Source organism: Kribbella sp. DT2 (genome assembly GCF_049844575.1).
In the GTDB taxonomy this organism is placed as follows: Bacteria; Actinomycetota; Actinomycetes; order Propionibacteriales; family Kribbellaceae; genus Kribbella.
The window spans coordinates 817,340-829,024 of record NZ_JBNCLH010000002.1; the positions used below are offsets into that span (position 1 = coordinate 817,340).

Consider the following 11,685-nt stretch of genomic DNA (forward strand, 5'->3'; position numbering starts at 1 on the left):
TACCGTGCGGGTATGACTTCTGACTTCGAGGTGGCGCCGGACATCCACAGTCCTGAGGAGAGGGTCCGGTACGAGCGGGGGGCCGCGGTGCTGAACGCGGTGGACGGGGGTGCGGCGCCGGGGGTGATGGAGGCGCTCGGGGACGTCGCGCCGGCGATGGCTCATCACATCGTGGCGTTCGGGTTCGGGGACATCTACTCGCGGCCGGGGCTGGATCCGAAGCAGCGGCAGTTGGTGACGCTGGGGATCCTGACCGCGCTCGGTGGGTGTGAGCCGCAGTTGGAGGTGCACGTGCGGACTGGGCTGAACGTGGGGTTGTCGCCGACCGAGATCGTGGAGGCACTGACGCACGCGGCGGGGTACTGCGGGTTCCCGCGGGCGCTGAACGCGATCTTCACCGCCAAGAAGGTGTTCGCCGAGCGGGGTCTGCTGCCGGTGGCCGACTAGGGGGTGTCTCCCAGTTCCCGCCTACTGCGCGGCACTCGGCACGGCACCTCGAAGCACTGGAGCAAAGCCCACGATGGAAAAACATCGAGGGCTTCACTCCAGCACTCCGAGCTACCGCACCGAGCACCTGCTCGCTACGGCGGGAACTGGGAGACACCCCCTAACGCTTAAGGTATGGCCTGTGCCTGATCACTCCCGGAGACCGCGTGTGCTCGACGTCCTTGGCGTGGGGGAGGCGTGGGAGGTGCCGAACGCGTGGGTCGATGGGGTCCGCGGACGGCTGCGGGCGTGGGGCGATGACGCGGACGCGCTGCGGCCGGGGGTGTTTCCGGACTTCGTGGACGGTACGCCGGCCGCCGTGTGGTTCGCGCACCAGGTGGCGCCGCTGCTGGCCGGATGGGTTCCGGTACTGCGGGGCGAGTACGCCGACCTCGGCGCCGTACTGACTCGGGAGTTCTACCGGCCGTCGGTGCGGCTCGGTGGGGACGGGTACGTCGTGCGTGTCGCGCCGACCGACTGGCCGCTGCAGGTGGTGTCGGGGGCTCGTGGGTTCCCCGAGGACGTGCGGGTGCAGGCGCTGCGGTTGTCGCGGGACGTGGTGAGCCTGTTCGTCGACGCGGCGCCGATGGCGGCCCGGGCCCGGGCGTTGACGTCCGCGTTCGACCGGGTGCTCGGGGACCGCGAGGCAACCCGGATGCACGCGGCGGCGGACTACGACACGATCGAGCAGTTCTGGCGGACCGCCGTACTGAGTGACGCGGAGCGGGTGGTGCTGCCGGAGCTCGGTGGGCCGTCGGCAGCGCTGCAGTACTCGCTCGACACGCTGCGGGACGTCCACGGGAAGCTGTCGGCGGTGGTTGCGGGCGACGAGGCGGGCGAGTTCGCGCAGCTGCTGGCGCGGATGGTTCGGGCGGCCGGGCTGCCGGGTCAGCCGGCGGCTGTCGGGCAGGTTCTCGGGGTCGCCGGGTGGGACGTCGAGTACGCGATCGCGGACCTCGAGAAGACCGGCTTCCGCACGCACGAGTGGCTGGCGCGGAACACGGCGTGGCTCGCGCGGGCGGTTTCCGAGGGCCACGAGGCGCTGGCGAGCGCCTGGGCGGCTGCGGCGACGCGGGTCTCGGTGCACCTGGCCGGCGTACTGGAGCGTGGGGCGTGGCCGGAGCCTGAGGTTCCGGATCTGGGCGCGTACGTCCGGTTGTTGGAGCGCCCGGCGGTGGTGGACGACTCGATCAAGCTGGTCTGGGGCGCGAAGAAGCAGGAAGCCAAGCCCGAGCAGCCGAAGGCCGCCGAGCCGCAGCAGCCCGTTGAACCGAAGCCCGTGCAGCCGAAGCCCGTGGTGCCGAGGATCGAGGAGCCGAAGGTCGTCGAGTCCGAGCCCCAGGAGCTCATCCTCCCCGATCCGCTGCCGCCCAACGCCGGTGCGATGGACGAGTTGGACGCGCTCGTCGGCCTGGAGTCGGTCAAGGACGCGGTCCGCCGGATGGTCGCCGAGATCAAGACCAACCTGCGCCGCCAGGAGTTCGGGCTGCCCGCGCAGGAGCGCGCCCGGCACATGGTGTTCGTCGGCAAACCCGGTACGGCGAAGACGACGATCGCCCGCCTGCTGGCCCGGATCTACAAGGAGCTGGGCGTGCTCGAGAGCGGGCACGTGGTCGAGGTCGACCGGTCCGACCTGGTCGGACCGACCGTCGGTACGACGGCGCCGATGACCGCGGCCAAGTTCCGCGAGGCGCTCGGCGGGGTGCTGTTCGTCGACGAGGCGTACACGCTGGTCCCCGAGGGCCAGCCGGGCGACTTCGGGCTGGAGGCCGTCGCCACGATCCTGAAGATGATGGAGGACCACCGCGACAAGTGCGTGGTGATCGTCGCCGGGTACCACCGTGAGATGCAGCGCTTCATGGAGTCGAACACCGGTCTGCAGTCGCGGTTCCCGAAGCTGCTGTCGTTCGCCGAGTACGACACCAACCAGCTGGTCGCGATCTTCGAGCTGCAGGCCCGGCAGCAGGGCATGGCCTACACGCACGACGTCCTGGTGCAGGTCCGCAAGGTGATCCCGCCCGCGCCGCGAGGCCACAACTTCGGTAACGGCCGCTTCATCCGCAACCTGCTCGAGGAAGCCATCTCCAACCAGGCGACCCGGCTCGCACGGCGCGATCCCGACACGCTGACCGAACGCGACCTGCGCGAGCTCCTCCCGGAGGACGTCAAGCCGGCCGCCTCGATGCGGGCCGAGGACTACCTTCTGCAGAAGCCCGGCACGTAGGCCTCGGCGGTCAGATACCTGGGACGCGCTCGCCCTCGCGCACCGGCCCCGGGGGAGTGCCCTCGCCGAACGGCTCACCACCAAGCGCCTCACGGCCGTGCGGCATCGACCAGTTCACCAGCTCGGGTCCCTTCGGGACGAGCTGGTTCGGGTTGATCGTGGTGTGCACGAGGTAGTAGTGCTGCTTGATCTGCTCGAAGTCGACGGTGTCGCCGAAGCCGGGCGTCTGGAACAGGTCGCGCGCGTACGCCCAGAGCACGGGCAGCTCGCTGAGCTTGTTGCGGTTGCACTTGAAGTGACCGTGGTAGACCGGGTCGAAGCGCACCAGCGTCGTGAACAGCCGAATGTCGGCCTCGGTGATCGTGTCGCCGACCAGGTACCTGGTGTCGATCAGCCGGTCCGACAGCCAGTCGAGCGCCTCGAACAGCTTGTCGTACGCCGCCTCGTACGCCTCCTGCGACCCGGCGAACCCGCACTCGTACACGGCGTTGTTGACATCGGTGTAGATGCGTTCGGCAACTTCGTCGATCTCGCCGCGCAACGCCTCCGGATACAGGTCGGGCGCACCCTCGCGCTGGTGGGCGGTCCACTCCGTCGACAGGTCGAGCGTCAGCTGCGCGAAGTCGTTGGTCACCACGGCACCGGTCGGCTCGTCGACGATCGCGGGCACCGTGATGCCCTTCGGGTAGTCCGGGTCGCGCCGGAAGTACGCGTCCTGCAGGCGCGGGATCTTCAGCACCGGGTCGACGCCGCCGGGGTCGAGGTCGAACGTCCAGCTCCGCTCGTCGTGCGTCGGGCCGCAGAAGCCGATCGACAGCGCGTCCTCGAGCCCGAGCAGCCGCCGGACGATGATCGCGCGGTTCGCCCACGGGCACGCGCGGGCGACCACCAGCCGGTAGCGGCCCGGCTCGACCGGGAAGCCGTCGCGGCCGTCCGCGGTGATCCGGGTGGCGATGTAGTCGGTGTCACGGTCGAACTCGTCGTTGGGGGGCACCCTTGCAGAGTTCCCCACCAACGACGAATTCACTCGGTCAGGCCGTCAGCCGCAGGTAGTCAACGTTGAACCCACCGGTCTCGCAGAACACGGTCAGGTCCTGCTCGCCCGCCGGCAGCGTGATCCGCGCGGTGACGGACTGGTACGTCGCCCAGCCACCGGTGTCCGGGATCGACAGCTTCGCGAGCACCGTGCCGGACGCGTCCCGCAGGGACACGGCGTCAGGGGCAACGGCTCCGCTCCCGTTCGCCGCGCGGAACTCGACCTGGTACGTCGCCGCCTGCTTCACGTCGAGCCGGTACTTCAACCAGTTCCCGGCCGCCGTCCAGCCGACGTTCTTGCCGCCGCTGGCCGACGGGTTGGTCTCGACGAAGTTCGCGCCGCCGTCGGTCCAGCCGCTCTGGGCGACGTACGCCTCGGCCTCGACCTTCTCGCCGACGGGTGTGCCCTTCGGGTTGACCGTAACGTGCAGCGTCACTTCGTCGTACGCCGCACCGTCGGTGACCCGGAGCTTGACGTCCTGCTTCCCGGCCGTTGCCGGGCGCAACGTCACCAGCCCGCTGCGCGCGTCGAGGGTGACGCCGGCCGGTAGGTCCTTCGCGTAGTAGGCGAGCCGGTCACGATCGCGGTCGGTCGCGGACAGTTGCACCTGCGTGGTCGCGTACTGGTCGGCGACGACGTCCGGCACGTCCTTCAGTACGGGCGCGCGGTTGTGGTGCTCCGACGGGACGTCGCCCTTCCAGCGGTACGTCGCGAACGAGTTCGCCGGCACGGTCGCCGTGAACGACTTCCCGGCCAGGACCACCCGCACGGTCGTCGGCGTCGCGTTCGCGTTGCCGAGGATCGCGACGAAGTCGTCGCCGCGGTCCTTGAACACGACGTTGCTGATGCCGTTGCTCGTGGCACTGGACTCGACCCGGGTGTGCTCCGGCCCGAGGTACCTGGCGAACTGGCCCATCGCGTAGAGCTCGTCGCGGACCGTGAAGGTCTTCGTGGTGGTGTCGACCTTGACCAGGCGGTTCGGCCACTTTGTCGTACGGCCGACCTCCTCCCAATCGATGTTGTTGTCGCGGGCCGACGTCCAGTGCAGCGTGCCGCCGTCCTGGTCGGTGGTCTGCGCCCACATCACGTACGACGACGCGTCCAGCCGGAAGTAGTCCAGGATCGTCGCCGGGTCGAGGTCGCTGGTCTCGGTCATGTGCACCGGCTTGCCGGTCTGCTCGTACGCGTCCCGCATCACCGTGGGATCACCCCAGTACGGGTGGAACGCGATCGCGTCGCTGGCCTGCTTCGTCTTCGGGTCGTTGAAGATCCGGTAGTAGTTCTTGGTCTCGGTGCTGTTCGGGTCGCGCCAGTCGTAGAAGTTGAAGTCGTGCACGTACAGCTCGGTGCCGAGCCCCGCGCGCCGGACCTCACGCTTGATCGCGACCGCGAGCTTCTGCTGCTGCTCGACGCTGATGTCCATCGCCGGGTAGACCACGTCGATGCCCGGCTCGTTGAGTAGGGTCAGCGCGTCGACCTTCACGCCGTACCTGGCGTACGCCTGGAGGTACTTGACGTAGTACTTCGCGAACACGTCGATGCAGTCGTCGCGCAGCTTGCCGACCTGGTAGTACGCCGTGGTGCTGCCGGGCTTGAGCGCGACCTCGCCGGTGAACCGGTTGTTGGTCTTCATCCAGGCCGGCGCGCTCCAGGCCGAGGCGAAGAACGTCGCCCGCGGGTTGTAGCGCTGGATCAGCTTGACCGTGTCGATGATGTGCGCGTCGACGTCGCGTTTGATCGAAAAATGCTCGAGGCCGAAGTCCTCGGTGACGCCGGCGGGCAGTTCGTCGTACGACCAGAACGGGAGGTGCTCGATCAGGTCCGGGCTGCCGATGGTCAGCCGGAAGCGGTCGAGGCCCGCGCCTTTCTTCGGGTCGACCAGCAGGCGGATCGCGCGGTCGCGCTCGGCCGGGGTCAGCTTCCACAGGTTCGACACGCTGGTCTCGTCGAGCGAGAAGCCGACGCCGGTGTACTTCTGCCGCAGCGTGCTCGGGTCGACGACCACGGTCGCGTCGGCGGCACCACCGTCGTCGCGGGTCACGTGGGTGGTCGGCAGGGGCTGCCAGGCCTGGTCGGCGCCGCTGGAGTAGGTGCCGGTGACGGCGGCACCACGATCGGGCCGGCCGGCGGTCGCCGGCAGCCCAGCAGCGGCCAGCACGCTCCCGGCCGCCAGCGCGACGACAACCGCCGCAGAGATGGAACGCCTCACGAAACCTCCTGGAACTGGGGCGGAAAGCGCTTGCACCCCGGACGGTACCGGCAGCATGCGCATTCCACATCCCCTCCACGGTTCCGGAACTTCACGTGGCACGCACGGCAAGCCACCTTGTGCACCGCTCAGCCATATTTCGGCGCGGGATGTGGCTGGGCGGTGCACAAAGTCGGAGGGGGCAGGGGTGGTCGTTCGGGATTGCGGAAGCCGAGTGTCCGGGACGGGGGTTAGGGTCCGGGGCATGGAGATGATGACGGGTCCGGAGATCGCCGCGGCGGGGCTGACTGATTGGCGCAAGCTGGGGCAGGGGATTCATGCCCGGTACGTCGTGGGGGACTTCGCGGCGGGAGCCCGGTTCGTCGGGGCGATCGCGGAGGCCGGTACGGCGTTCGGTCACCAGCCGCGGGTGACGCTGGGCGACACGTTCGTCGACCTCAAGCTGATCAGTGACGACGCGGTCTACGTCGTCGACGGGGTCGAGCACGTGGTGGAGTACACGACGCGCAAGGACCTCGATCTCGCGCAGCGGATCACCGAGATCGCGGCTGGGCAGGGTGTGCGGGCCGACCCGGCCGGGATCACCACGATCGAGCTTGCGCTCGACACCGCGAACGGGGCGAAGCTCGCGCCGATGTGGGCGGCGCTGCTGACCGGCGACACCGCCGCGGCCGGGCGGGGGACCATCTCGTCCGACGTACGGGATGCGACCGGGCGGGTGCCGATCCTGTGGTTCCAGGACACCGACGAGCACGAGACCCCGCGGCAGCGCTTCCACCTCGACGTCTGGGTGGCTCCCGAGTACGCCGAGCAGCGGATCGCCGCGGCCGTCGCCGCCGGCGGGACCGTCGTCGACGACAGCGAGGCCCCGTCGTACGTCGTGATCGCCGACCCGGACGGCAACAAGGCTTGCGTCTGCACGGATTCACTGGGCATCAGCCGCTAGCACCGGCGTACGGCGCCTCGCCGTGGCGAGGGTCGCCGTGGTGATGACGACGGCCGTGACGGCGACCGTCAGCCAGCCGGCGGTGTGGTTCATGCCCGGGCCGACGGCGGTCGCGATCCCGATGCCGAGGGCAACCATCACGGCGGTTCCGAGTTGGGCGGCGGTGTTGAGCAGTCCGGCGGCCGCCGCCTGCTCGTCGGCCGGAACGTCCGTGCCCAGCGTGTAGGCGGCGACCGCGCCGAGCCCGTTGCCGAGGCCGCTGAGCACCAGCGCGACGACCATCACCGGGATCTCCGGCGCGAGGACCACGCCCACCGCGCCGAGACCGATCAGGACCAGCCCGCCGAGCAGCACCCGGCGCGCGCCGCCTTTGACGAGCCGGGCCGCGAGCGCGGCACCGAGGACGACGGCGAAGCTGAACGGCAGGATCATCAGCCCGGCCGCGCCGGGGCCGAGCCCACGCGCGTCCTGGAACCACAGCGTCGTGATCACGATGAAGGTGCTGGTGGTCGCCGTGATCCCGAAGGACCCGATCACACCGCCGGCCGTGCCGTGCCGCCGCCAGATGCCGGGCGGGACCAGCGGACTCTTCGTGGAGCGCTCCCGGACGACGAGGAGTGGAACCAGAGCGATCGCCAGTACGACGAGCAGGCCCGCCGCGAGCCAGGAGGTCCCGGCCGCGTTGGCGGCGGCGACGAGTGCGCTGACGGAGAGGACCTGGAGAATCACCGAGCCGGCGTTCAGCGGCGTCGGTGTCCTCGGAGCGGCGGGACTCACCAGCCGTACGATCGCCAGCGCCAGTACGGCGGTCGCCGCGAGGTTCGCCCAGAAAATCACGCGCCAGCCGACGCTGCCGGTGACCAGTCCGCCGACCAGCAGCCCCGACGCGCCGGCCAGTCCACCGGTCGCGTTCCAGGCGGCCAGAGCGCGGTTACGCGATCGGCCCGGTTCGGTCGCTCCGATCAGCAGGACCAGGGCGTTCGGGATGCTGATCGCCGCGGCGACGCCTTGCAGGAGGCGGCCGACGACGAGCCAACTGACGGCCGGTGCGACCGCGCACAGGATCGAGCCGAGCGCGAACACCGTGAGCCCGGCCAGCAGGACCCGACGCGGTCCGCGGGCGTCGCCGAGTCTGGCTCCGAGCAGCAAGAGCCCGCCGAAGCCCACGGCGTACGCCGGAACCAGCAGGCCGGCCTGGGTCGGCGAGCCCTGCAGGTCCGCCAGCATCCGCGGCAGCGCGGCGACGACGACGGTGACGCCCATGACATCGACGAACTGCACCGCGCAGATGACGGCCGTCCGTGCTCGTTCCTGGCTCATCCCTCGACACTAGGTAACGCGTTTGGTTGCGTAAAGCATTAGCGTGTCGCGCTAGACTGCGACGATGGACGACGTACCGAGCTGGAGCTGGCTGGAGGGCCGGCCTGCGCTCGACTTCGTCAACACGGTGATCCGCCGGGGCTGGACCGAGATCGAGCTGATCCGTTCGCCGGCCGACCTGGACTCGTGGCTGGACGCGGCCGCCCTGCCGGCGCCACGCCCGGCGAAGGTGACCGCGCGCGACGTGGCCGACTTCCTCGCCGTACGGGATGCTGCGCTGCGGCTGCTGCGAGCGGCGGTCGGGCAGGGGGCGTGGGACGCAGGCGACACCGAGGTGTTGAACGAGGCACTGGCAGCGGCGCCGGAGGTCCTGGCGCTCGGGGACGAGCCGGGGGTTGTCGAGGCCCGGCCGGTCGGGTCGCCACGGCCGTTCACGTTGCTGCTGGCTCGGTTGGCCGGTGAGGTGCGTGATGTTCTGGTCGCGGGACCGGCTGAACTCGCCCTGTGTGACGCGCCGGGTTGCGGGCAGTTCTTCTTCCGGCGTCGGCCGAACCAGGCCTGGTGCGGTACGCCGTGCGGCAACCGGGCGCGGGTCGCACGGCACCACGGCCGAGGCTCCGCCGCGACCTGACGGAGCCTCAGTCGCTGCTCAGGCGGCAGTCGCCGCGGGCTGGAGCTGGTCGCGGAGGCCGGCGAGGATGCGGGTCAGGAGGCGGGAGACCTGCATCTGGCTGATGCCGAGCTTCTGGCCGATGTCGGCCTGCTTCCAGTTCTCGACGAACCGCAGTTCGAGGATCTCGCGGTCGCGAGGATCGAGGCCCGCGACCAACGGGGACAGCACCTCGGTGGCCTCGAAACGGTGCAGCTGCGGGTCCTCGGTGGCGGCGATGACGTCGGCGAGCACGAGGTCGTGCTCGTTCTGCCCGGCCGGGCGGTCCAGCGACAGCACGGTGAAGCAGCCCCGTGCGCCTTCGGCCTGGCGGACCTCGGCGACCTCGACGCCGATCGTCGCGGCCACCTCTTCCAGGGTGGGTTCGCGGCCGAGCTCCTGCTCGAGCTGCGGGAGGACGCCGGCGATCCGGCCCTGCAGCTCCTGCAGCCGGCGGGGGATGCGGACGGTCCAGCTGCAGTCGCGGAAGTAGCGCTTCACCTCGCCGCGGATCGTCGGTACGGCGTACCCGATGAACGGCACGCCGTCGTCGATCCGGTAGCCGCGGACCGCCTTCATCAGCCCGAGGCAGGCGACCTGTTCGAGGTCGTCGTCCTCGACGCCGCGGCCGCGGAACCGCTGCGCGATCCCGCGGGCGATCTCGAGGTTGAGCTCGACGACCTGTTCGAGCAGCCGCTGCCGCTCGGCGTCGTCGGTGGACCGGGTGCGGGCTTCCAGCAGTTCCCGGGTGGCCGTTTCGCGCAGGGCGCGGTCGTCGGCGGTGCTGCAGTTGGTGGGTACGACGGTGTGCATGAACATGACCTCGCGACGGACTCGTCACGGCGCGGCCCTTCTCCGGACCGCGGTCAGATAGCTTCGCCCGGCACGTACCCACGCCCCAAACGTCAGGGAAGCAGGCTGACCCGGTCGCCGGGAATGGTGATCACGTCCCCGACAGCGTCATTCCACGAGCTTGCCCGCGCTGGAGACCTCGCGCATCAGCGCGCTCAGCTCGGCCGGGACCGCCGGGATCGGCTCGGCCTCGACCTGGCCGCGGCCCGACCACACCAGGTTGACCTGCAGCTTCTCGTCCAGCTCGGGGTAGTCCGACCGGTTGTGGCAGCCACGCGTCTCCCGGCGTACCAGTGCGGCCTCCAGCGTGGCCCGTGAGGCCAGCGCCGATGCCTTGAGGTCGAACGCGTGCGCGAGGTCCTGGAACCCGGCGATGTCGGGGTGCACTCCGAGGTTCGCCATCCGGTCCTCGACCTCGGACAGCTCGTCGAGTCCCGCGGTCAGCCCTTCCTCGTCCCGTACGACGCCCGCCCGCGTCGTCATCGTGTTCCGGAGCGCCCGCTGCAGGGCACGGACGTTCTCCTCGCCGTTGCTCGCGAGCAGCCCGTCGACCTCCGCGCGAGCTTCACCCACGGCTGAGGCCGACCGCTCCTGCCGTTGCAGACCGGTCGAATACCGCGCCGCGTCCTCGGCCACGATCCGGCCGAACACCATCAGCTCGATCAGCGAGTTGCCGCCCAGCCGGTTCGCGCCGTGCAAACCGCTCGCCGCCTCGCCGATCGCGTACAGCCCGTCGACGCCGGTGCCGTGGTCCTCGGGCCGGACCCAGACGCCGCCCATCGAGTAGTGGGCCGTCGGCGCGATCTCGATCGGCTCCTTGGTGATGTCGAGCATCTGCAGCTCGAGCAGCGTCTGGTAGACCCGCGGCAGCCGCCGCGTGATCGTCTCGCGCGGGAGGTGCGAGACGTCGAGCCAGACGCCGCCGTGCGTCGTACCGCGTCCTTCCTTGATCTCCGTGTACGCCGCCAGCGCGACCCGGTCCCGGGTCGACAGCTCCATCCGCTCGGCGTCGTACCGGGCCATGAAGCGCTCGCCCTCGGCGTTACGCAGCTGGCCGCCTTCGCCGCGGGCGGCCTCGGAGACCAGCGTGCCGGCCGCGTTCTCCGGCTCGATGAGGCCGGACGGGTGGAACTGGACCAGCTCGGGGTCGCGGATCCGGCCGCCGGCCTCGACGGCGAGGCGGAAGGAGTCGCCGGTGTTCTCGTCCCGGCGCGAGGACGTGTGCCGCCAGATCCGCGTGTGCCCGCCGGCGGCCAGGATCACCGCGTCGGCGCGGATCAGGTACCGCTTGCCGGTGACGAGGTCGAAGCCGTACGCCCCGAACACGCGGTTTCCGTGCGTCAGGATCCGGGTCACGTACACGGTGTCCAGGATCGGCACGTCCAGCTGGACCGCGCGGTTGACCAGCGTGCGCTGGATCTCCAGTCCGGTGTAGTCACCCGCGAACGCCGTCCGGCGGTAGGTGTGGGCGCCGAAGAACCGCTGCGAGATCCGCCCGTCGGCCTCCCGGGCGAACGGCATGCCGTACCGCTCCAGGTCCTCGATCCCGCGGGCCGCCTGCTCGGTCACGATCCGCACGGTGACCGGGTTGGCGAGCAGGTAGCTCTCCCGCAGCGTGTCGGCCGCGTGCTGCTGCCAGCTGTCCTCGGGATCCATCGTCGCGAGCGCGGCGTTGATCCCGCCCGCGGCCAGCGAGGTGTGCGCGTCCGCCCGCGATCGCTTGCCCAGGGCAAGTACATCGATCCCTCGCTCGGCCAGCTCGATGGCGGCGCGCAGACCACCCCCACCGGTTCCGATCACCAGCACGGAGGTGGAGATCTGCTGCTCGGTCACGGTCACGGCGGTGCTCCTCTGGGTCGCCTGCGATGTTCCTTCTGACCATCAGACCGCTCCGAGGGCCCGGGTGTGACGTCCTGTGAGCGAGGTCGCAGATGCAACCGGAGCAGCGGGTTGGCCGGTACTG

General features: G+C 70.3%; 9 protein-coding genes. 4 read left to right on the forward strand and 5 right to left on the reverse strand.

Annotated elements, in window-relative coordinates; genetic code table 11:
* The first annotated feature begins 12 nt into the window (after positions 1 to 12).
* Positions 13 to 447 (forward strand): carboxymuconolactone decarboxylase family protein, encoded by a 435-nt coding sequence (locus ACLQ2O_RS12570; RefSeq protein WP_425830573.1) that lies wholly within the window; start codon positions 13 to 15, stop codon positions 445 to 447.
* A gap of 208 nt (positions 448 to 655) precedes the next feature.
* On the forward strand, positions 656 to 2,710 hold the full coding sequence (locus ACLQ2O_RS12575; RefSeq protein ID WP_425830574.1) for an AAA family ATPase: 2,055 nt from the start codon (positions 656 to 658) through the stop codon (positions 2,708 to 2,710).
* A 10-nt stretch (positions 2,711 to 2,720) separates the two neighbouring features.
* Here the strand turns inward: ACLQ2O_RS12575 and ACLQ2O_RS12580 are convergent, their stop codons facing one another.
* Positions 2,721 to 3,704, reverse strand: coding sequence for a glutathione S-transferase family protein (locus ACLQ2O_RS12580; protein WP_425830576.1), 984 nt, complete (start codon positions 3,702 to 3,704; stop codon positions 2,721 to 2,723).
* Positions 3,705 to 3,741: 37 nt separating this feature from the next.
* Positions 3,742 to 5,955 (reverse strand): carbohydrate-binding protein, encoded by a 2,214-nt coding sequence (locus tag ACLQ2O_RS12585; protein ID WP_425830578.1) that lies wholly within the window; start codon positions 5,953 to 5,955, stop codon positions 3,742 to 3,744.
* A gap of 244 nt (positions 5,956 to 6,199) precedes the next feature.
* Here ACLQ2O_RS12585 and ACLQ2O_RS12590 point away from each other — a divergent pair, with 244 nt between their 5' ends.
* On the forward strand, positions 6,200 to 6,901 hold the full coding sequence (locus ACLQ2O_RS12590; protein WP_425830580.1) for a VOC family protein: 702 nt from the start codon (positions 6,200 to 6,202) through the stop codon (positions 6,899 to 6,901).
* Here ACLQ2O_RS12590 and ACLQ2O_RS12595 read toward each other — a convergent pair.
* A complete protein-coding gene (locus tag ACLQ2O_RS12595; protein ID WP_425830582.1) occupies positions 6,881 to 8,221 on the reverse strand; it encodes an MFS transporter in 1,341 nt (446 codons plus the stop codon). The genes ACLQ2O_RS12590 and ACLQ2O_RS12595 overlap by 21 nt on opposite strands.
* Before the next feature lie 64 nt (positions 8,222 to 8,285).
* Here ACLQ2O_RS12595 and ACLQ2O_RS12600 point away from each other — a divergent pair, with 64 nt between their 5' ends.
* On the forward strand, positions 8,286 to 8,852 hold the full coding sequence (locus tag ACLQ2O_RS12600) for a CGNR zinc finger domain-containing protein (RefSeq protein WP_425830584.1): 567 nt from the start codon (positions 8,286 to 8,288) through the stop codon (positions 8,850 to 8,852).
* An 18-nt stretch (positions 8,853 to 8,870) separates the two neighbouring features.
* On the opposite strand, the gene ACLQ2O_RS12605 is transcribed toward ACLQ2O_RS12600, so the two are convergent.
* Both ACLQ2O_RS12605 and ACLQ2O_RS12610 read right to left on the reverse strand, forming a co-directional pair.
* On the reverse strand, positions 8,871 to 9,683 hold the full coding sequence (locus ACLQ2O_RS12605) for a SigB/SigF/SigG family RNA polymerase sigma factor (protein WP_425830586.1): 813 nt from the start codon (positions 9,681 to 9,683) through the stop codon (positions 8,871 to 8,873).
* A 147-nt stretch (positions 9,684 to 9,830) separates the two neighbouring features.
* A complete protein-coding gene (locus tag ACLQ2O_RS12610) occupies positions 9,831 to 11,561 on the reverse strand; it encodes an L-aspartate oxidase (RefSeq protein ID WP_425830587.1) in 1,731 nt (576 codons plus the stop codon).
* Positions 11,562 to 11,685 lie beyond the last annotated feature (124 nt).